Annotated in this window: 18 protein-coding genes; 6 read left to right on the top strand and 12 right to left on the bottom strand. The window is 70.4% G+C overall.

Annotated features, from left to right (window positions below):
• Positions 1 to 15 precede the first annotated feature (15 nt).
• From dapE to ACSEEN_RS10835, 3 genes are read right to left on the bottom strand one after another with little or no spacing between them, the layout of a single operon-like run.
• On the bottom strand, positions 16 to 1,119 hold the full coding sequence (gene dapE / locus ACSEEN_RS10845) for a succinyl-diaminopimelate desuccinylase (RefSeq protein ID WP_440713166.1): 1,104 nt from the start codon (positions 1,117 to 1,119) through the stop codon (positions 16 to 18).
• Positions 1,120 to 1,156: 37 nt separating this feature from the next.
• Positions 1,157 to 1,915: an SDR family NAD(P)-dependent oxidoreductase gene (locus ACSEEN_RS10840; protein ID WP_298444430.1), complete on the bottom strand. Its 759-nt coding sequence runs from the start codon at positions 1,913 to 1,915 to the stop codon at positions 1,157 to 1,159.
• Positions 1,916 to 1,936: 21 nt separating this feature from the next.
• A complete protein-coding gene (locus ACSEEN_RS10835; RefSeq protein WP_440713165.1) occupies positions 1,937 to 2,470 on the bottom strand; it encodes a 2,4'-dihydroxyacetophenone dioxygenase family protein in 534 nt (177 codons plus the stop codon).
• Positions 2,471 to 2,692: 222 nt separating this feature from the next.
• Here ACSEEN_RS10835 and ACSEEN_RS10830 point away from each other — a divergent pair, with 222 nt between their 5' ends.
• A complete protein-coding gene (locus ACSEEN_RS10830) occupies positions 2,693 to 3,610 on the top strand; it encodes a LysR family transcriptional regulator (RefSeq protein ID WP_440713164.1) in 918 nt (305 codons plus the stop codon).
• Here the strand turns inward: ACSEEN_RS10830 and ACSEEN_RS10825 are convergent.
• Complete coding sequence (locus ACSEEN_RS10825) at positions 3,600 to 4,727, bottom strand: aldehyde dehydrogenase family protein (RefSeq protein WP_440713163.1); 1,128 nt, start codon at positions 4,725 to 4,727, stop codon at positions 3,600 to 3,602. The genes ACSEEN_RS10830 and ACSEEN_RS10825 overlap by 11 nt on opposite strands.
• 241 nt (positions 4,728 to 4,968) lie before the next feature.
• On the opposite strand from ACSEEN_RS10825, the gene ACSEEN_RS10820 reads away from it, so the two are divergent.
• Complete coding sequence (locus ACSEEN_RS10820) at positions 4,969 to 5,883, top strand: hypothetical protein (protein ID WP_440713162.1); 915 nt, start codon at positions 4,969 to 4,971, stop codon at positions 5,881 to 5,883.
• Positions 5,884 to 5,906: 23 nt separating this feature from the next.
• Positions 5,907 to 6,863: a 2,3,4,5-tetrahydropyridine-2,6-dicarboxylate N-succinyltransferase gene (gene dapD / locus ACSEEN_RS10815; RefSeq protein WP_298444422.1), complete on the top strand. Its 957-nt coding sequence runs from the start codon at positions 5,907 to 5,909 to the stop codon at positions 6,861 to 6,863.
• An 843-nt stretch (positions 6,864 to 7,706) separates the two neighbouring features.
• Here the strand turns inward: dapD and ACSEEN_RS10810 are convergent.
• The 3 genes from ACSEEN_RS10810 to fdxA form a co-directional block, all read right to left on the bottom strand.
• Positions 7,707 to 8,255 (bottom strand): OsmC family protein, encoded by a 549-nt coding sequence (locus ACSEEN_RS10810; RefSeq protein WP_440713161.1) that lies wholly within the window; start codon positions 8,253 to 8,255, stop codon positions 7,707 to 7,709.
• A gap of 92 nt (positions 8,256 to 8,347) precedes the next feature.
• Complete coding sequence (gene dapC, locus ACSEEN_RS10805; RefSeq protein WP_440713160.1) at positions 8,348 to 9,535, bottom strand: succinyldiaminopimelate transaminase; 1,188 nt, start codon at positions 9,533 to 9,535, stop codon at positions 8,348 to 8,350.
• 11 nt (positions 9,536 to 9,546) lie between these two features.
• The gene (gene fdxA, locus ACSEEN_RS10800) at positions 9,547 to 9,873 is read right to left on the bottom strand and encodes a ferredoxin (RefSeq protein WP_247864549.1); all 327 of its coding nucleotides are present in this window, start codon (positions 9,871 to 9,873) and stop codon (positions 9,547 to 9,549) included.
• 249 nt (positions 9,874 to 10,122) lie between these two features.
• Between fdxA and ACSEEN_RS10795 the strand changes: the two genes are divergently transcribed.
• Together ACSEEN_RS10795 and ACSEEN_RS10790 are read left to right on the top strand one after the other, a co-directional pair.
• Positions 10,123 to 11,838 (top strand): FAD-dependent oxidoreductase, encoded by a 1,716-nt coding sequence (locus ACSEEN_RS10795; protein WP_298444485.1) that lies wholly within the window; start codon positions 10,123 to 10,125, stop codon positions 11,836 to 11,838.
• Positions 11,839 to 11,938: 100 nt separating this feature from the next.
• Entirely contained in the window at positions 11,939 to 12,097 is a 159-nt protein-coding gene (locus tag ACSEEN_RS10790) for a DUF8730 family Cys-rich protein (protein ID WP_247864551.1), read from the top strand.
• 29 nt (positions 12,098 to 12,126) lie between these two features.
• Here ACSEEN_RS10790 and ACSEEN_RS10785 read toward each other — a convergent pair whose 3' ends face one another.
• From ACSEEN_RS10785 to typA, 5 genes are all read right to left on the bottom strand, one after another.
• Complete coding sequence (locus ACSEEN_RS10785) at positions 12,127 to 14,721, bottom strand: bifunctional FO biosynthesis protein CofGH (RefSeq protein WP_298444487.1); 2,595 nt, start codon at positions 14,719 to 14,721, stop codon at positions 12,127 to 12,129.
• A 62-nt stretch (positions 14,722 to 14,783) separates the two neighbouring features.
• Positions 14,784 to 15,131 carry a hypothetical protein gene (locus tag ACSEEN_RS10780; RefSeq protein WP_440713159.1) on the bottom strand — a complete coding sequence of 116 codons (348 nt, stop codon included), beginning with the start codon at positions 15,129 to 15,131 and terminating at the stop codon, positions 14,784 to 14,786.
• Entirely contained in the window at positions 15,128 to 15,973 is an 846-nt protein-coding gene (gene mshB / locus ACSEEN_RS10775) for an N-acetyl-1-D-myo-inositol-2-amino-2-deoxy-alpha-D-glucopyranoside deacetylase (RefSeq protein ID WP_283255314.1), read from the bottom strand. The genes ACSEEN_RS10780 and mshB overlap by 4 nt, the downstream gene beginning before the upstream one ends.
• Before the next feature lie 74 nt (positions 15,974 to 16,047).
• Complete coding sequence (locus ACSEEN_RS10770) at positions 16,048 to 18,000, bottom strand: ABC transporter family substrate-binding protein (protein ID WP_298444490.1); 1,953 nt, start codon at positions 17,998 to 18,000, stop codon at positions 16,048 to 16,050.
• Positions 18,001 to 18,021: 21 nt separating this feature from the next.
• The gene (gene typA, locus ACSEEN_RS10765) at positions 18,022 to 19,929 is read right to left on the bottom strand and encodes a translational GTPase TypA (protein WP_371306922.1); all 1,908 of its coding nucleotides are present in this window, start codon (positions 19,927 to 19,929) and stop codon (positions 18,022 to 18,024) included.
• A 154-nt stretch (positions 19,930 to 20,083) separates the two neighbouring features.
• Here typA and ACSEEN_RS10760 point away from each other — a divergent pair, with 154 nt between their 5' ends.
• Positions 20,084 to 20,284, top strand: coding sequence for a hypothetical protein (locus ACSEEN_RS10760; RefSeq protein WP_247864557.1), 201 nt, complete (start codon positions 20,084 to 20,086; stop codon positions 20,282 to 20,284).
• The last annotated feature ends 401 nt before the right edge of the window (positions 20,285 to 20,685 follow it).

Raw genomic sequence — 20,685 nt, 5'->3', positions numbered from 1 at the left:
CCCCCGACAGCGGCGTCACCCCGCCAGATACCTGCGCAGCAGGCCGGTCACCTCGTGGATCTGCGCGACGGGAACGCGCTCGTCCGCCCGGTGGGCCAGGCTCGGATCACCCGGGCCGAGGTTCACCGCGGGGACCCCGAGCGCGGCGAAACGGGCGACGTCGGTCCACCCGTACTTCGCACGGAACCGCCCCTGGGCCGCCTCGACCAGAGCGGCCGCCGCGGGATTGGCCAGGCCGGGGAGGGCGCCGGGCGCGGAGTCGGTGACCTCCGCGGTCAGCACGCCGCCGTCCAGATCGGCGGCGAAGACCTCGCGCACGTGCTCGAAGGCCTGCTCCGGCGACCGGTCGGGAGCGAACCGGAAGTTCACGTCCAGGTACGCCTCGTCGGGCACCACGTTCCCGGCAACCCCACCGCCGACGGCCACCGCCGACAGGCCCTCGCGGTACTCGCAGCCGTCGATGTCGACGCGCCGCGGCGTGTAGCCGTGCAGCGTGGTCAGCGCGCGCCCGAGCTTGTGGACGGCGTTGTCGCCCATCCACGCGCGCGCCGAGTGGGCGCGAGTCCCGTTGGCGGACAGCCGGACTCGCAGCGTCCCCTGGCACCCGGCCTCGATCAGTCCGCCGGTGGGCTCGCCGAGGATCGCCACGTCGCCGGCCAGCCACTCGGGCTTCTCGCGTTCGATCACGCCGAGCCCGTTGTACTTGGCGGCGATCTCCTCGCAGTCGTAGCAGATCAGGGTCAGGTCGTGCGCGGGGTCGTCGAGGGTGGCCGCCAGGTGCAGGAACACCGCCAGCCCCGACTTCATGTCGACGGTGCCGCACCCGTGCAGCACGTCGCCCTCGTCGTCGGTCATGGTTCGATGCGACGGCACGTTCCCGGCGATCGGCACGGTGTCGAGGTGCCCGGCGAGGATCACCCGGGAAGCCTTGCCCCGCGTGGTCCGGGCCAGCACCCGGTTGCCGAACCGGCTGATCTCGAAGCCGCGCGTCTGCGCGCGCAGCGCCGCCTCGACCGCATCGGCGATCAGCGATTCGTCGTGGCTCACGCTGGGCATGTCGACCAGCGCGGCGGTCAGTTCGGCGGGATCGGCACGCAGGTTCAGGTCCGGAACGCTCACCCGGCCCACTCTAGAGAAGCGGGCCGGGTGAATGTGCTCAGGCGGTGGTTCCGCCGTCCGCGGTGATGATCGCGCCGTTGATGAACGACGCCTCGTCGCTCATCAGCCAGCTGACCAGCGCCGCCATCTCGTCCGGACGGCCGTATCGGCCGAGCGGGATCGAGGCGATCAGCATGTCCTGCACGGCCTGGGTGTCGGCGGGGTTCCACTGTTCTTCCAGCCGGGTCAGCATCGGGGTGACGATCTGCCCCGGACAGATCGCGTTGACGCGCACGCCCAGCGGCCCGGCCTCGAGGGCCGCGCTGCGGGTCAGGCCGATCACCGCGTGCTTGGAGGCGGCGTACGCCGACAGCCGGGGCACGCCCTCCAGACCGGCCTGGCTGGCGGTGTTGACGATGACCCCGCCGCCCTGCGCCGAGAACAACGGCAGGATCGCCCGCATGCCGTAGAACACGCTGCCCACGTTGACGGACATCACCGACTCGAAGTCGGTATCGGACAGGTCCACCAGCGGGACCGCCGCGCCCTCGATGCCGGCGTTGTTGTGCAGGGCGTCGATCCGGCCGAAGCGGTCCAGCGCCGCCCGGATGTAGGTCTGCGCCCCCTCGGCGGTCGAGACGTCGACGGCCACCGGCAGCACGGCGTCACCGTGCGCGTCCGCGACGGCGCGCACCGCGTCGGCCGACAGATCGACCGCGGCGACCCGGTAGTCACGGGCGACGAGGGCGGCCACCACGGCGGCGCCGATGCCGCCGCCGGCACCGGTCACGATGGCGACGGGATTCTGAGTAGTCACGAGAGTTCTCCTTAGGGTGTGTCAGACGACGGCCGGGTCGTGCATGTGCTGGGACGGATCGGTCGCGTAGTCGACCACCTGGGTCAGCGCGGTCGCGCCGTTGTCGCGGGCCATGTAGTAGTGCAGGCGCGCGTCCGCGACGACCGCCAGCGCACCGTCGGGCAGATAGCCGGCGATCGGCCCCTCGATGAAGGCCAGCATCGTGGTTCCGTCCGGTGCGAAGGGCTGGTGCACCGCACCGGCCACCTCGCAGGTGAAGGTGCCCGCCCGGCCCGGATCGTCGTCGTGGTAGTGGAATCCGCCGTCCAGGATGTAGGCCTGGACGTTGCCCATGTGCCAGTGCGGAGTCGCCTGCACGCCGGGGTCCACCTGCAGGATGAGACTGAAACTGCCGGTCACCAGGTTGGCGTAGAGCAACCGGAACCTGGTGCCCGGCATCAGCCAGTCGGTCCAGGGGATGTCGTCCGGGTCGACGAACTCCTTGCGCGAACCCTTGGCCGTGGTGCCGGGATTGGTCATCCAGAAATCCGCGGCGAAGTGAGTTGGAGACGCCATTGTGCTTGCCTTTCGGTCGGTGAGAAGAGGTCCCGCGATGTGCCGCGGGGTGTCCGGATCCGTCGGGGCGTGCACGGCGTGTCAGCCGTTCGCGGACCGGATTCCTTCAGCCTCCCGGCCGCCGAAAGTGATGTCCATGACATGTTTCTTCCGCGACGTTAACCGTTCCGCTAATCGTCGGGAGTGCCTCCGCGCCGAGGTCCGCGCGGCCATACTTGGCGGGTGGTTGATCTCAATCTGCGACAGGTGTCGTACCTGTTGGCGGTCCTCGAGGAAGGGCACTTCGGCCGCGCCGCGGACCGGCTGTACATCAGCGCCCCGGCTCTGACCCAGCAGGTGAAGAAGCTCGAGGACAGGCTCGGCGCCGAACTGATCGATCGATCGCGGCATCCGCTCCGCGCGACGGAGACGGGCCGGCGTTTCGTCGCGGAAGCGCGCGAGGCGGTCGCGGCCGCCGAGCGTGCGATCGCCGCGGTCCGCCGGACCACCGGCCGGCTCCGCATCGGTTTCATGACCGCCGCGATCGACCCGCACGCCCGCACGCTGTTGCACCGGCTGCGCGAGCGGAATCCGGAGCTGCTCGTCGAGCTGGTCGAACTGTCCTGGTCGGAGACCACCTCCGCGGTGCGCGCCGGACTGGTCGACGCGACCCTGATGCGGCCGCCGGTCGCCGACCGTACCCATCTGCGCTTCGACGAGTTGTGCACGGAGGGGCGGGTCGCCGCCCTCCCGGCGACCCATCGGCTCGCCGGCCGCGCGTCGATCTCGGTGAGCGACCTGGACGGCGACATCCACGTGACCGATGACGCGGCCGAACCGGGATGGGTGAAGTGGTGGGCCTGCGATCCGCGCCCCAGCGGCCGGGAGGTGGTCTACGGCCCGTCGGCGCACACCATGGCCGAGGTCCTCGAGGTGGTCGCGCTCGGCGAGGCGATCTCCATCACCGATGAGCAGGTGCCGCTGAGCCACCGTCATCCGCACGTGGTGTTCGTACCGATCGACGACGTCGAGCCCGCGCACCTGTGTCTCTGCACCCGATCGGCCGACTCGACTCCGGCGGTCGAGTCGGCCCGGGCGGTGGTCGGCGAATTGCGCGCGGAGATCGCCGGGACGGGGAACGGCGTCGCGGTCAGCCGTTGATCACGTGCGGCACGGCGACGTGCTTGAGGCCCTCGACACCGAACTCGACGCCGTAGCCGGACGACTTGATCCCGCCGAACGGCACGCGCGGATCGATCGCGCCGTGCGCGTTGATCCACACCGTTCCGGCCTCGATTCGCTCGGCGACCGCACGGGCGGCGGCCTTGTCCGACGACCACACCGACGCGCCCAGACCCACGTCGAGGCTGTTGGCCTGGGCGATCGCCTGGTCCAGGTCGGTGTACCGGATGATCGGCAGCGCCGGCCCGAACTGCTCCTCGACCACCAGCGGATCATCCGGATCGATGTCGGCGATCAGCGTCGTCGGATAGAAGAAGCCTGCCGCCTCGCGGTCGGGGTCGCCGCCGATCAGCACGTCGGCGCCGGAGGCCTTGGCGGCCTCGACGAGCCGGTCGACCACGTCGAACTGGTTCCGGTTCTGCAGCGGCCCGAGGACGTTCTCCTCGGCCAGCCCCACGCCCATCGGCATTCGCCGGGCGACGCGGACCAGCGCCTGGCAGACCGTGTCGTAGATGGCGGCCGGCACGTACAGGCGCTTGAGCGCGGCGCAGGTCTGGCCGGTGTTGATGAACGCGCCCCAGAAGATGCCCTCGGCCACCGCGTCGTTGGCCTCCTCGTCGTCTCCGAACGCGTCCTCGAGGACGATGCCCGCGTCGTTGCCGCCGAGTTCCAGAGTGAGGCGTTTGAGGGTGCCGGAGGCGCCCTCGGCGATGCGGCGGCCGGTGGCGACGGATCCGGTGAACATGATCTTGTCGATGCCGGGGTGGCCGGGCATCGCGGCCCCGACCTCGCGATCACCGGCGACGACGGTGAGCACTCCGGCGGGCAGGACCTGATTGAGCACGTGGCACAACGCCAGCACCGACAGCGTGGTGTTCTCCGACGGCTTCAGAACGACGGTGTTACCCATCCGCAGGGACGGCGCGATCTGCCAGATGGAGATCAGCATCGGCCAGTTCCACGGGCCGATCGCGCCGACCACGCCGATCGGCTTGTACGACAGGGTGGCGTACACGGTGCCGTCGTCGACCAGCACCTCGGGCTCCAGCGGAACCGTGGCCGACACGCGCATCCACGCCTGCTCGAACATTCCCATCCGCCGAGTATCGCAAACCCGGCCCTCAGCCGGACACCGCCGATCCACCGCGATTCGACCGCGGCACCGGGGAACCGGCCCGAGCGCGGTTCCCGTCACCCACACGCAGGAGCACGCGCATACCGCCACTGCGGTAGATATCGGCGCTCAGCCCTCGCGCTCGCCGCCGCCGATGCCCAAACTGTTCGATTCGCGCCGAACGGGTGCCCGGCACCACGACGGGAACGACATAATTCGACTCATGCCAGACGACGATTCGCCCCGCGACCCACGCTTGCCGCCGACGTACCACCGGCACGCCTCGGGTGCGGAGAACCACGATCCCGACGCGGTGCACCCGCAGCGGCCGGCCGGCACCCCGCCTCCGCCGAAGAACAAGCACCGCACCCGGAACCTGATTCTCGCCGGTATCGGCACGCTCGCGGCGCTGGCGATCGTGGTCGGAGTGATCGCGGCGACCGCCGGCCGGTCCGACTCACCGACGATCGCCGGGCCGTCGATCACCGGCTATCAGCTTCCGCCGAAGCCGCCCGAGTGTGCCGACGGCGTGGCCGGCCAGCGTCATCCCGCCTCCGGCCTGGACCTGGGCGACGTGCTGGTCCCCCGCAAGGAACTCCCGCCCGGCTGGCGGACCAGCGACATCGCGCTGCCCTTCGCCACCGCCGCACAGATCGTGACGCCGCCGCCTGCTCCGGCCGCGTCGCCATCCCCGCCTACGACGTCCGGGAACCCGCCGGCGAGCACGCCGCCGGCACCGAATCCCCCGCTGTTCGGACTGGTCCAGTTGCCCAAGGACAGCGGAACCGACCTGCGCGCCGCCGGCGAGAGGTTCTTGCGCTGCCTCATCTACATCCCGCGCTATGCGAGCAGCAAGCCGATGCCGCCGGCCATCGTGGACTCACGCTCGGCGCGCACCGAGAACGGCGTCGACTACCTGCAGCTCACCGCCCGGCTGACCACCGGCGAGGACGAACAGCGCGGCGGCGACGTGGTCAACCTCGTGGTGATCGGCACCGTGCCCATCACCATGGCCGTCGTCATCGCTCCGCTCACCGACGAGCGCGCGCCGAAGGCACAGCAGGACCGGCAACGCGAGCAGACCGAGCAGATCCAGAAAGCCCTGCGCGGACTGCAGATCCGCGCCCCGCAGCGCTGAGCGGGCTCGATAGACTGGCGGCCGTGACTACTCAAGGTGCTGTTGCCATCGGAATCGCCACGCTCACCGACGACGGCGTCGTCCTGGACACGTGGTACCCCGCCCCCGAACTGACCGCCGGCGGCGAGGCCGCCGGCACCACCGTGCTGAGCGACGTCGACACCCCGCGCGAACTGGTCGATGCGGTCGGCGTCGACGGCGCCCGCGGCGTCAAGACCGTCGCCGTCCGCACGGTGATCGCCGATCTGAACGACGACCCGATCGACGCGCACGACGTCTACCTGCGCCTGCACCTGCTGTCGCACCGTCTCGTCAAGCCGCACGGACAGAACCTCACCGGTATCTTCGGGCTGCTCGCCAACGTCGTGTGGACCAACTTCGGCCCGTGCGCCGTCGACGGCTTCGAAGCCACCCGCCTGCGACTGCGCGGCCGCGGCCACGTCACCGTCTACTCGGTCGACAAGTTCCCCCGCATGGTCGACTACGTGGTGCCGTCCGGCGTCCGCATCGGCGACGCCGACCGCGTCCGCCTCGGCGCGCACCTCGCCCCGGGCACCACCGTGATGCACGAGGGCTTCGTCAACTTCAACGCCGGCACCCTCGGCACCTCGATGGTGGAGGGCCGGATCTCGGCGGGCGTCGTGATCGGCGACGGCTCCGACATCGGCGGCGGCGCGTCGACCATGGGCACCCTGTCCGGCGGCGGCAAGGAGATCATCTCCATCGGCCGCCGCTGCCTCCTCGGCGCCAACGCCGGCTGCGGCATCCCGCTCGGCGACGACTGCGTGATCGAGGCCGGGCTCTACATCACCGCGGGCACCAAGGTGACCGGCCCGGACGGCACCGTCGTCAAGGCCCGCGACCTGGCCGGGCAGTCGAACCTGCTGTTCCGCCGCAACTCCACGACCGGAGCGGTGGAAGTGACGGCCAAGGCGGGCGACGGGATCGAGCTCAACGAGGCTCTACACGCGCACAACTGATTCCATTCCGACTGTGGGCGGCCGGGCCGGCCGACATCCGTCTTCGACAGTCCTCGCTACTGGTTTCTAGGAAGCTCGCGACTCGCCAGATGGGCTGCGGAGAGCTCAGCCGGATGTCGTCCGTCCCGGCCGCTCTCGGTCCGGAGGCAGTTGAGTGCCGGGCCCTCGTTGCGTGCTCTCCTGGCCTGGGCGAGTGGCGCTCGGTTCGAGAACGTGCACTTCCCCGGTCGACGGCCGAGCGAGCCAAACCGCCGACCCAGCCCCGCCGAGCCCGCCCAACAGCCGGCCGAGCCCCGCGCGCCCGCCCAACAAGCCCGCCGAGCACGCCCCAACAACCGGCCGAGCCCCGCCGAGCACGCCCCAACAGCCAGCTGTGCCCCGCCGAGCCCGCCCCAACAACCGGCTGTGCCCCGCCGAGCCCGCCCCAACAACCGGCCGAGCCGCACCGAGCCCGCCCAACAGCCGGCTGAGCCGCGCCGAGCCCGCCAGGGCGAGGCGGGTGTCGAAGCCATCCCCAGACAGGCGTCACGCTCTCAGTAAGGAGCGGCCCCGACCGCTCCGACCACACCCCGAAGACATCGCCCACTGACTTCGTGGACGACGCACACCGACATCGTCCTCGCCCACCCGCCGAGCAGGCGACAACGAACTGGCCGGCACTCACGAACGCGGCAGCCGCCCCTATCCACCGGCCGAGCCCCCTCGGACGCTGTTCTCCTCCCGAGACGCGTTCCCCCACCCGCTTTCCGTTCCGCCACCTGGTCTAGAGCGGGCGGGGGAACGGAAAGCGCGTGGGGGAACGGAAAGCGGATGGGGCGACGGAATGCGGCCAGGGGCGGGCGATCAGACGGTCGTGACGCGCAGTTCGCTGGAGACCGGAGTGGGGTTCACGGTCAGGTCGAGCACGGGGCAGTGCTTCTCGACCGCCTCGTGGAGCTCCGCGTAGCGCGCCTCGGTGTCCGGGCCGGACACGTCGACGACGATGCGGATCGCGCCGAAGCCCGGGCGGACGTCGTCGTCGAGCCCGAAGAAGCCGCGGACGTCCAGATCGCCCTCGGCGCGCAGCGCGAGCGAGTCGACCTGGATGCCGAGGCGCTGCGCCCAGAAGCGGTAGGTCACGACCTGGCACGACAGCAGCGAAGCCAGGTAGTACTCGACCGGGTTGGGCGCCGAGTCCGAACCGCCCAGCACCGGCGGCTCATCCACGGTGATCGAGAACGACCGCAGCGCCACGTCGGACTTGACGCCGTCCGTGCCGACGACCTCGGCGGCGAACACCGCGGCGGCGTTCTTCGGGTTCTTGCGGACCGCGTCCGCCGTCGCGACGGTGATCGCGTTCAGCGGGGTGTCGGCGGTCGGAGCGGGGAGATCGATCAGTTCGGTATCAGCCATGGCCCCGAACATACGGGCGGATTCTCTGCCGCCCCAGCGTTAAATTCAGTGTGCGTTGATCCGGGAACCGGCTTGACAGTCGCGGCGGCCGGTCAGCACGAGAGCCGGGCGACGGCGGCGTCGACGCGCTCGTCGGTGGCGGTGAACGCCATCCGGATGTGGTTCGCACCGCGCGGACCGTAGAAGTCGCCGGGGGCCACCAGGATGCCGCGCTCGGCGAACCAGTCCAGGGTCGCGCGGGATCCTTCGACGGGCTCAGGCGGCGAGGCAAGCTCAGGCGGCGAGGCAAGCTCAGGCGGCGAGGCGAGCTCGGGCAGCGAGGTCGCGGTCGCCCAGAGGTACAGGCCCGCCTCGGAATGATCGATGGTGAACCCGGCGGACTCCAGTGCCGCCTTCAGCTTCGCCCGGCGGAGGCGGTAGCGCTCGCGCTGGGCATCCACATGGACGTCGTCGTTCAGCGCCGCGACCATCGCGCCCTGGACCGGGAACGGGACGATCAGGCCCGCGTGCTTGCGGACCGCGAGCAGCTCGGCGATCAGGTCCTTGTCGCCGACCAGGAAACCGGCCCGGTACGACGCCAGGTTCGACACCTTCGACAGCGAGTGCACCGCGATGAGGCCCGTGTGGTCACCGTCGCAGACCGCCGGATCCAGAATCGACACGGCGGGCTGATCCCAGGCCAGACCGAGATAGCACTCGTCGGACACGACCACCACGCCGCGCTCGCGCGCCCACGACACCACCTTGCGCAGGTGATCGGCGGGCAGCACCTTGCCCGTCGGGTTCGACGGCGAGTTGAGGAACAGCAGCGCCGGGATCTCCGGCCCGATCGCGACGGTCGAGTCCGCCCGCAGCACCCGCGCTCCGGCCAGCAGCGCGCCGACCTCGTACGTCGGGTACGCCACCTCGGGGATCACCACGAGCTCCCCCGCGGGCACGCCCAGCTGCGACGGCAGCCCGGCGATCGCCTCCTTGGTGCCGATCACCGGGAGGATCGAAGCCTCGTCCAGTCCGTCGATCCCGAAACGACGGGCCAACGCGCCGGCCGCCGCCTCACGCAGTTCCAGCGTGCCGATCGTCGCCGGGTAGCCCGGGAACTCGGAGGAGTCGGCCAGCCCCTGGCGGATCACGGCGTCGACCGGATCGACCGGTGTGCCGACGGACAGATCGACGATCCCCTCCGGGTGCGCGGAGGCCTTCGCCTTCGCACCGGAGATGGTGTCCCACGGGAAGTCGGGCAGCGCCGCGCTGACCGGACGCAGTCGTCGAACCGCCGTCACGATGGCCTCTCCTAGTCCTCTTCGCCCATGGGCGGCAGGTTCTTCACGAACGGCGGGTCGTAATCGGTCTTGCCGATCTTGCTCGCGCCGCCCGGCGAACCGAGCTCATCGAAGAAGTCGACGTTGGCGCTGACGTAGGGCTCCCACTCGTCCGGAACGTCGTCCTCGTAGAAGATGGCCTCGACCGGACAGACCGGTTCACACGCACCGCAGTCGACGCACTCGTCGGGCTGGATGTAGAGGCTGCGGCCACCCTCGTAGATGCAGTCGACGGGGCATTCCTCGACGCACGCCTTGTCCATCACATCCACACACGGTTCCGCGATGATGTAGGTCACTCTCGACTCTCCTTACGCACACGCCAGGCGCCCGGACGAGGGCTGATCGCGCCGGGGACACCACAGACAGACCACTACAGCCTAGCTTTTCGCCCTCGGGCACGACGAACCCGCCGTCCCCCTTCTGTCGCCGCCGCACCGCCTCACCGGGGCAGACTTTTACCCAGGCTGAGGAAAATGTCCGCGCACTCGGCGTGACTTGCCGAACCAGATACCCCTAGGGGTATAGTGATCAGCGAGGAGGCAACCATGAGAATCGTTGTGGTCGGCGGCGTCGCCGGCGGAATGAGTGCCGCGGCCCGGGCCCGCCGCCTGGACGAGTCGGCCGAGATCATCGTCTTCGAGCGCGGGGATCACCCGTCGTTCGCGAACTGCGGCCTGCCGTACTACGTGAGCGGCGAGATCACCGATCGGCAGGATCTACTGGTCCAGACCCCCGAATCGCTGCGGGAGGCGCTCGACATCGACGTGCGCGTGCGGCACGAGGTGATCGCCGTGGATACGGCGGCCAAGACCGTCGACGTGCGCAGCGCGGACGGCGTCGAGACGGTCGCGTACGACGCGCTCGTCCTGTCCCCCGGCGCCAAGGCCGTGCGGCCGCCGCTGCCCGGGCTCGATTCGCCGCGCGTCCAGACGCTGCGGACGGTCGCGGACGCGGTGCGGCTGAAGGACACGGTCGACTCGGGCGCCGGGAGCACTTCGACTCCGCTCAGCATGAACTCCGCGAGCGGGCCCACTGCGACAGCCGCGCTCCGCGCGGTGGTTCTGGGCGCCGGTTTCATCGGCTTGGAGGCCGCCGAGGGCCTGCGCATGCGCGGTCTCGCGGTCGACGTCGTGGAGCTGGCGCCGCACGTGCTGCCACCGCTGGAGACCGAGATGGCCTCGCTGATCCGCGACGAGCTCACCCGACTGGGCATCACGGTGCACGACGGTATCGCGGCGGTCGCGATCGACAGCCGCGACGACGAGGACGTCGTGGTACTGGGCGACGGCACGATGATCGAGACCGACGTCGTGGTCCTGTCGGTGGGCGTCACCCCGGACACCGCCGTGTTCGCCGCGGCCGGTGTCGAGTGCGAGCGCGGCGCCATCGTCGTCGACGACCACGGCCGGACCAATGTGGACGGGATCTGGGCCGTCGGCGACGCGACCCTCGCCACCGATCGGGTGACCGGTCTGCGCCGCCCGGTTCCGCTGGCCGGCCCCGCCAACCGCGCCGGCCGACTGGTGGCCGACGACATCGTCACCCCGCAGATCGCCCGGCCGATCCCGCATCCGCTGGGGACGGCGATCGTCCGCGTCGGCGAATTGACCGCCGCGCTGACCGGTGCGAACCGCGCCGCTCTCGACGCTGCCGGGATCGACTACCGCACCGTCCACCTGCACGCCGATCACCACGCCGGATACTTCCCCGGCGCGCGGCAACTGCACCTGATGATGCACCTGCGGACGTCCGACGGGCTGATCCTCGGCGCCCAGGGCGTCGGTCCCGAGGGCGTCGACAAGCGGATCGACGTGCTGGCCACCGCCATCGCCAACGCCATGACCGGTCCGGAGCTGATCGACCTCGATCTGGCGTACGCGCCGCCGTTCGGCTCCGCGAAGGACCCGGTGAATCTGCTCGGGATGATCGCCGAGAACGTGCTCGACGGCGAGATGGCGCTCTGGTACGCCGAGCAGGTCGCCGATCCCGGCTACTTCATCCTGGACGTGCGCAGTCAGGAGGAGTACGACGATGACCACCTCGACGGCGCGTATCTGGTGCCGCACACCGAGGTTCGTGCACGGCTGGACGAGATCCGCGAGGCCGCGGCCGGTCGTCCGATCCGGGTGCACTGTGCCAGCGGCAAGCGCAGCTACCTGGCATACCGCGTGCTGACTGCCGCGGGCCTGGAGGCGGCCAACCTGTCCGGCGGCCTGCTCACCCTGCGCGCCGCGCTCGCCCACGAGCCCGCGCTCGCCTGACGACGGAGCCCGTGTCGACACCACCGGTCCGACGGTTGAGCCGGGCGACGACGGAGCCCGTGTCGAAACCACACCCACACACCGATAGAAGGAGAACACCATGTGCCAGCAAGCAACCTGCAAGACCTGCGGCAAGGTCACCTGGCGTGGCTGCGGCCAGCACGTCGACCAGGTGATGCGCGGCGTCCCCGCCTCGCGTCGCTGCCCCGGCCACCCGAAGGAGCCCGGCCGACTGTCCCGGATGTTCGGCGGCCGCTGACCTCGTCTGGGGCTTAACCCGGTCGCGGGTCAGCTCTCGACGACGAGCAACTCCGTACGCACCGACACCGGGTTCTCGACGCGGCCGTACTCGGTGGTGCGCTGCCGGGGGGTGCGGCCGATACCCTCGACGATCTCGTGGAGTTCGGCGACGGTCTTCTCCGAGCCGTGCTGGGAACCGGCCATCCGGGAGATGGTCTCCTCCATCAGCGTGCCGCCGAGGTCGTCCGCACCGCCGCGCAGCATCACCCGGGTGCCCTCGACGCCGAGCTTCACCCAGGACGTCTGGATGTGGTCGATCCGGCCGTGCAGCATGATCCGCGCCAGCGCGTGGACCGCGCGGTTGTCCCGCCGCGTCGGGCCTGGACGGGACGCTCCGGCCAGATACAGCGGGGACGACTGGTGCACGAACGGCAGCGGCACGAATTCGGTGAAACCCCCTGTGCGGTCCTGGATTCCACGCAGCACACGCAGGTGAGCCACCCAGTGACGGGGCGCGTCGACGTGCCCGTACATCATGGTCGAACTCGACCGCAGGCCCACCTCGTGCGCCGTGGTGATCACGTCGATCCACGACGCCGTCGGCAGCTTGCCCTTGGTGAGGATCCAGCGCACCTCGTCATCGAGGATCTCCGCGGCGGTCCCCGGAATGGTGTCCAGGCCCGCCTCCCGCAATCCGATCAGCCAGTCGCGGATCGACTCGCCGGAGCGGGCGGCGCCGTTGACCACCTCCATCGGGCTGAACGCGTGCACGTGCATCGACGGCACCCGCCGCTTCACCGCCCGGACGATGTCGGCGTACCCGGACGCCGGTAGTTCCGGATCGATCCCGCCCTGCATGCAGACCTCGGTGGCCCCGGCGAGGTGCGCTTCCCACGCCCGGTCGGCCACCTCGTCGGTCGACAGCGTGAACGCATCCTCGTCACCTTTGCGCTGCGCGAAGGCGCAGAACCGGCAGCCCGTGTAGCAGATGTTGGTGAAATTGATGTTGCGGTTCACCACGTAGGTGACATCGTCGCCGTTGACGTCGGCGCGGATCGAATCCGCCAGTGCGGCAAGAGCTTCCAACCCCTCACCGTCAGCGGTCGCCAGGGCCAGGTACTCGTCGTCGGACAGCCCGGCCGGATCGTTCTCCGCGTGCCGCAGGGCGGCGGCCACCTCGGCGTCGAGGCGACCCGGGGCGCGGGCGCCGGGCACCTGCGAGCGGGCCGCACCCGGCTCGCCATCGCCCAGGGCGAGCACTTGCTCACGAATGGTGTCCCAGTCCCCGAACGCGCTCGACAGGTCGCTGCGCGTCTCGGTGCGCCGGCCGTCGACGTCGATCTCGGTGTTCAGGTCGACGCGCCCGGACGACGTCCAGTCCTCGTCCGGTTCCTGCCACGGCCGGCCCTCGGGCTTCACGTCCCGGGCGAGTCCGGTCTCCGGGTCGGCGAGTGCTGCGACGTGGCGGGCGATCCGCGGGTCGATCCACGGTGATCCGGCGAGCACGTACTTCGGTTGTGCCGCGATTCGTTCGGTGAGGGTGAAACCGGCCGACGCGGTGATCTCGGCGAGCGTGTCGAGGTTGGGCCAGGGCCGTTCCGGGTTCACGTGGTCGGGGGTGAGCGGCGAGACGCCGCCCCAGTCATCGATCCCGGCGCCGATCAGCGCGCGGCATTCGGCCTCGGACACCAGGTTCGGCGGCGCCTGGATCCGCATGCCGGGCCCCAGCAGCAGCCGGGCGACGGCGACCGTGGCGAGGAATTCGCTCATCTCCGCGTCCGGCGCGCCGCGCATGGCGGTGTCCGGCTTGGCGCGGAAATTCTGCACGATCACTTCCTGGATGTGCCCGAACGCCTTGTGCACCTTGCGGATCTCCAGCAGGGAGTCGGCCCGCTCGGCGCGGTTCTCCCCGATCCCGACGAGGATACCTGTGGTAAACGGCACGGCGAGGCGCCCGGCGTCGACCAGGACGCGCTTGCGGACCTCCGGGTCCTTGTCCGGGCTGCCGTAGTGACACTCCCCCTTGTCGGTGAAGAGCCGCCGCGCGGTGGTCTCGAGCATCATGCCCATCGACGGGGCGACCGGCTTGAGCCGATTGATCTCCTCCCAGCCCATCACGCCGGGGTTGAGGTGCGGCAGCAACCCGGTCTCCTCCAGCACCCGGATGGCCGCCGCCCGCACGTAGTCGAGGGTGGAGTCGTAGCCGCGCTCGTCGAGCCACCGCGCGGCTTCCGGCCACCGGTCCTCCGGGCGGTCACCGAGGGTGAACAGTGCTTCCTTGCAGCCCAGCTCGGCGCCGCGCCGGGCCACGCCGACCACCTCATCGAGTTCCATGAACGCGCCGTGACCGTCGCGCGCGAGCTTTCCGGGCACGGTGACGAAGGTGCAGTAGTGGCACCGGTCCCGGCACAGCCGGGTGAGCGGGATGAACACCTTGCGCGAATAGGTGACCTGCCCGGCACGACCGTCGGCCGCGAGCCCGGCGTCGCGCACCCGAGAGGCTGCCGCGCACAGCTCGTCGAGGTCGTCGCCACGCGCGGCCAGCAGCACCGCGGCCTCGTCCTGATTGAGGGTGACGCCGTCGCGGGCGCGCCGCAGTGCGCGCCGCATCGCCGAGGGGGCCGGGTCAGCTTCTCCGATCACCTAAGCCAGAGTAGACAGCCCAGCTTCGACACGCTTGTCGCCCCTGACTGGCTCGAGGCCGCTCAGCCGGCGGTGAAGCGGGCGGCGATGGTCGACGGGGCGCCGAGACCGAGGAGGAACAGCAGGATCAGAGGGAGACCGTCGATCCAGGCCCCGTTGCCGCCGATCCCGGGAATCATCGCGACGATCACCACCACCGCCCACGCGGCGATCGGGGCGAAGCGCCAGCCCGACGAGGTGTACTGCCCGGCGAGCCAGAGGAAGCCGAGGTTGGCCGCGCCCGCGATCACGGCGGTGATCGGGAACGGCACCGGCCCCCACGAGATCATCAGAAACGCGCAGCACAGCATGGCCATCAGCGCGCTCGCGACGGTCAGGGCGGCGAGTTCCAGCTTCGCGCCGACGGTCACGACAGGCCCTCGAAGAGATCTGTTTCGACAGTGCCGGGTTCCGGCCGGAGGTCCACACGGAGGAAGTGCTCGACGGGCAGGATCGGCTGAATGATGTCGTTGCTCAGCGCGAACTCCGTGCCCGACGGTGCGACGGTGATCTGAGTGGCGTGGGCGGCCAGCGCCGCCACCTTGGCGTCGTACACCCCGGACACGTCGACGGCGGCGTGGACCTGCTCGTCGGGGTAGCTCGGCAGTTCCCCCGGCTCGGGCCGCCGCCAGCCCTCCGGAACGTCGGCGATCGCGGCCAGGCCGGCGTTCAGCGCCCCGGCCCGGGTCACCGACTCGTACACCTTGAAGCCGTGGCCGAGACGCTGCGCGGCGAGGGGGATCGCCAGGTGGGAGATCTCGTGGACCCGCTTGTGGTCCGGATGGCCGTAGGTGCCGTCGGCGTCGTACGTGACGATCACCTGCGGATCGAAGTCGGCGATCTCGTCGGCGAGCGTCCGCGCGAGCTCATCGGCGGACGCCTGGAACAGCGCGCGCGGGTGCTCGGCCGACGGGGTGCCGGCCATCCCGGAGTCGCGCCAGCGGCCCGCACCGCCGAGGAACCGCGGCGCCAGCGGCTCCCGGCCGGCCGGGGTCAGCGCGGCCAGCGCGGCGGCGAGTTCGCCGATCCGGAACCCGCCGAGCTGATCGGCCTCGGCGGCGACGAGGTGTGCCCAGCGATCCCCGATCACCTCGCCTTCCTCGCCGAGCGTGAAGGTGACGACGCGGACGCCGGCCCCGGCGGCGAGGTAGTGCGCGATGGTGCCACCGGTCATGATCGACTCGTCGTCGGGGTGCGCGTGCAGCACCAACAAGCGACGGTCACCGGCCGACGCACCCTGAACCTCCGGCGACCCACCCTGAGCCTGTCGAAGGGTCGACGTACTGCTCACGACTGACTCCATTTCGCCGCCTCACCGAAGATCCCGACCTGCACCGGACCGGACAGCGGCACCCCGCGCACCTCGTCGGTCACCGCCACGAACACCGTGTCCTGGAAGATCGGCAGGTACACCGCCTGCGCGGCGAGCAGATCCTCGGCCTGACGCAGCGTCGACGTGGGATCGGACTCGCTCATCGCCTGCGTCGCCAGCGCGATCAGCGCCGGATCACACAGGCCCGAGGTGTTGCCGATGTAGGCATCGGGGGCCGCCTTGCCGGGTGTGCCGCTCGCCGACGGCGCCGGCCGCTCGGCCGTCCCGGTCGGCGTCGGCAGCACACTGTGATCGATCGCCGGATCGGTCTCGGGTTCGACGGTGTGGGCGCCGGCCTCGGTGCCCTGCGGCGGCGCCTGACAGCCCACCTGCGAGGCCAGGGCCGTCGCCGGATCGATGCCCGCCGAGGTCCAGCCGACCACCAGGTCGACGTCGGCGGCCGCCAGGGCGTGCCCGTACAGCTCGGTGTTGGTCATCGGCCGCACCACCGCGCGCACCCCCTGGGCCTGCAGCTGGTCCGCGATGTTCTCGGCGGCCGACATGGTGCGCTGGTCGGTGTTGGTCGCGCCGATCCGGACCACCAGCGGCGCATCGCCCTTCAGGTACGGGGCCACGCCGACGGGCAGCTCCGGCACGTCCTTGTCCGCGCTGGTCGTCGGCGCCGCGGACGTCGACGACGGCGGAGTCACCGACGATGTCGGTGCGTCCGACGGCGCCGTGGACGACGCCGTGGTGCGCGGCTCACCGCGCACATATCCGGCGGCGGTCAGCCAGTCGTGCACCTGCGCCGGAGTGGGCCGCGCCCGATCGACCGGGAAGTAGCCGTCGTCCGACGGGAAGTAGACAGTGTTCGCGAAGCGGTCGACGACGTCGTCGCCGGCGGCCGCCGCGGTGATCACGTCGCCGTTCAGCATGCCGAGCACCGCCTGCCGGACGTCGCGGTTCGCCATCTCCGGGGCGCGGGTGTTGAGGTTCACCGTGAGTGCGCGCGCCGACGGCATCCGGTTGCTGCGCACCCCGGGAATCGCCGAGACCTCGGTCGCACTGGAGGTACCCGCGGTCAGCGCCACCACGCTGGTGTCGCCGTTGCGGACGGTCTGCGCCATCTGCGGGAGCGTCCCCGCCCTGCGCAGCACCACCTGGTCGAGTTCGGGCGGCGTGCTCCAGTAGCGGTCGTTGCGGATCAGCCGGACCTCGTCGCGGGCGCGGTCGATCGAATAGATCGAGAACGGTCCGGCGGTGACCGGTTTGCCCTTGTCCATCCCGGTCTGGAATCCGGTCGGATTCGACCGCAGCTTGTGGCTGGGCAGCAGATCGGTGAACAACTCGCGCCAGGCCGGATACTCCTCGTCGAAGGTCACCGTCACCACCTTGCCGCCGCCGGAGGTCTGCACCTTGCTGATCGCGCGGTAACCGGCCGCTCCGACGACGTTCGGCTGGCGCGCCATCTGCTGCCAGAGGTACGCGAAATCGTCGCCCGTCACCGGCAGGCCGTCGGACCACTGGGCGTCGTTCACCAGCTTGTAGGTGACGGTGAACGGCTCGGTGGACGAGACCTCCGCCGAGGTGAGGAGCACCGAATTGAGCCGCCAGTCGATGCCCTCCGGCGTCTGGACGGGCTCGAACGCGCTGGGCAGCGTCATCGCGGCGATCGCGGTGGTCACCGTGCTCTGGTCGGCGCCCAGGTGCGGGTTGAAACCAGCGCCGATCGAGTCGGTCGCCAGGTAGACGGTGCGCTCGTCGGGATACTCGTTGGGCGTCGGGGTGGGCAGGGTCTCCCGGACCGGGGGCGGCGGATCGGCCATGCAGGCGGTCGCGCTCACCGCGACCATCCCGGCCACCGCCGCGGCGGCGAGGCGGCGCCGCACGCGGCCGCCGCTCATCGCGGCCCCCAGCGGGAATCCCATCCGCACTCCAGTGTTTCTCTCTCAGGCGTTCGCGTCGCGCGCCTTGGCCCGCGAACGCTCGCGGGCACGGGTCGTGCTGTCCAGGTTGACCTTACGCACGCGCACCACCTCGGGCGTCACCTCGACGCACTCGTCGGCGGCACAGAACTCCATCGCGCCCTCGAGATCGAGCTCCATCGGCTTGGCGAGGGTCTCCATCACGTCGGCCGACGACTGCCGCATGTTGGTCAGCTTCTTCTCGCGGGTGACGTTGATGTCGAGGTCCTCCAGGCGGGGGTTGATACCCACCACGTGGCCCTCGTAGGTGTCGTCACCCGGGTCGACGAAGAAGGTGCCGCGGTCGGCGAGCTGGATCATCGCGAACGGGGTGACGCTGCCCGCGCGGTCGGACACCAGCGAACCGGTGTGGCGGGCGCGGATCTCGCCGGCCCACGGCGCGTATTCGAAGAACACGGCGTTGGCGATGCCGGTGCCGCGGGTCTCGGTCATGAAGTCGGTGCGGAAGCCGATCAGGCCGCGCGACGGGACGGTGAACTCCATGCGGACCCAGCCGGTGCCGTGGTTGTTCATCTGGTCCATCCGGCCCTTGCGGGCGGCCAGCAGCTGCGTCACCGCGCCGAGGTACTCCTCGGGGACGTCGACGGTGAGGTGCTCGAACGGCTCGTGCACCTTGCCGTCGACCTTGCGCGTGACCACCTGCGGCTTGCCGACGGTCAGCTCGAAGCCCTCGCGCCGCATCTGCTCGACGAGGATGGCCAGCGCCAGCTCACCGCGGCCCTGCACCTCCCACGCGTCCGGGCGGCCGATGTCCTCGACGCGCAGCGACACGTTGCCGATCAGCTCGCTGTCCAGGCGGTCCTTGACCATGCGGGCGGTGAGCTTGTGGCCCTTCACCCGGCCGGCGAGCGGCGAGGTGTTGGTGCCGACGATCGCCGAGATGGCCGGCTCGTCGACGGTGATGCGCGGCAGCGGCTGCGGGTTGTCGGCGTCGGCGAGGGTGTCACCGATCATGATCTCCGGCATGCCGGCGACGGCCACGATGTCGCCCGCGGTGGCCGACTCGGCCGGGGCGCGGTCGACGCCGATGGTCGCCAGCAATTCGGTGATCTTGGCCTTCTCGATCACCGGCTCGCCGTTGACCTCCCGGCACCAGGCCACCTGCTGGCCCTTGCGCAGGGTGCCGTTGTGGATGCGGACCAGCGCGAGACGGCCCAGGAAGGGCGACGCGTCGAGGTTGGTGACGTGGGCCTGCAGCGGCGCCTCGTCGTCACCCTTGGGGGCCGGGATGTTGTTGATCAGGACGTCGAACAGCGGGTCCAGGTTCTCGCCCGGGGGCACCTCGCCGTTGGCCGGCTGCTCGGTGCTGGCGATGCCTGCGCGGCCCGAGGCGAACAGGACGGGCAGTTCCAGGGCCAGCTCGGCGGCCTGCGCGGCCTCGTCGTCCAGGTCGGACGCCAGGTCGAGGAGAAGGTCCTGCGACTCGGTCACGATCTCGTCGATGCGCGCGTCCGGGCGGTCGGTCTTGTTGACCACCAGGATCACCGGCAGCGACGCGGCGAGCGCCTTGCGGAGCACGAAGCGAGTCTGCGGCAGCGGGCCCTCGGAGGCGTCGACCAGCAGCACCACGCCGTCGACCATCGACAGGCCGCGCTCCACCTCGCCGCCGAAGTCGGCGTGGCCGGGGGTGTCGATCACGTTGATGATGTATTCGGTGCCGTCGGGCTGACGACGATGCACCGCGGTGTTCTTCGCGAGAATGGTGATGCCCTTCTCGCGCTCCAGGTCTCCGGAATCCATCACGCGGTCGACGAGTTCAGCGCGCTCGCCGAACACGCCGGACTGGCGCAGCATCGCGTCGACCAGGGTGGTCTTACCGTGGTCGACGTGCGCCACGATCGCGACGTTGCGGAAGTTGGTGACAGGGCTCACTGAAGGTCTCTCTCGTTACTCTCTAGTTTCCCGCACGCCGGAATCACCCCGGGGGGCCGCGCGCGGAAAATGAACCTCATCAGGGTACCGGCAAGGGTGCCCGTCGCGCGATTGCACGCAATTCGGGCCCTGCCCCGGGAGTACCCTGGTGGGTATGGGGAAGAAGAAGCCGGACCCGGCGAAGGTCGCGCACCTGAAGCCGAAGAAGAAGTGCTGCAAAAAGCGCACCCGGTGTCTCAAGTGCCCCGTCGTCGTCCACAAGATGCAGCGGCTCGACCTGGACCACCTGTCCAAGAAGGATGCCCGCAAGGCCCTCGAAGCCGCGCGCGTGAACCCCAGCCGCCGGGGGCAATGACCTGGTCTTATCGGGTGTCCGGAGCGATCGACGCCTGGTCCGTCGGGCATGCTGCCGCTCCCGCCCCCGACCAAGGGGGCCCAGCACCCGTTTCTCGTTCTCGTTCCCTCGGCCGAGGGAACGAGAACGAGAAACGCCGCGAAAGAGACCGTCCAGCACCGCCTCCGGACCAGCCCACGGCATCGCTCCGCGAGCCCGCACTCCAACCCGAGCCGATACGACGAATGTCACACGCGCACACCGCCAGGCGTGCTCGTCGCGGCATTCGTGGCCCTGAATCACCCCAGGTTTTCTGCCGCTCCTATACGGGGTGCAGCTCTCGGTTGAGGGCGGCGTAGTAGGCGGACTCGAACTCGGCGGGCGGGACCGTGCCGATGCTGGAGTGGAGCCTGTCATTGTTG

This window comes from Gordonia marina (assembly GCF_052036135.1).
Lineage (GTDB): Bacteria > Actinomycetota > Actinomycetes > Mycobacteriales > Mycobacteriaceae > Gordonia.
Note: the sequence above shows the minus strand (reverse complement) of the source record. Positions and strands in the feature narration are given on the sequence as shown.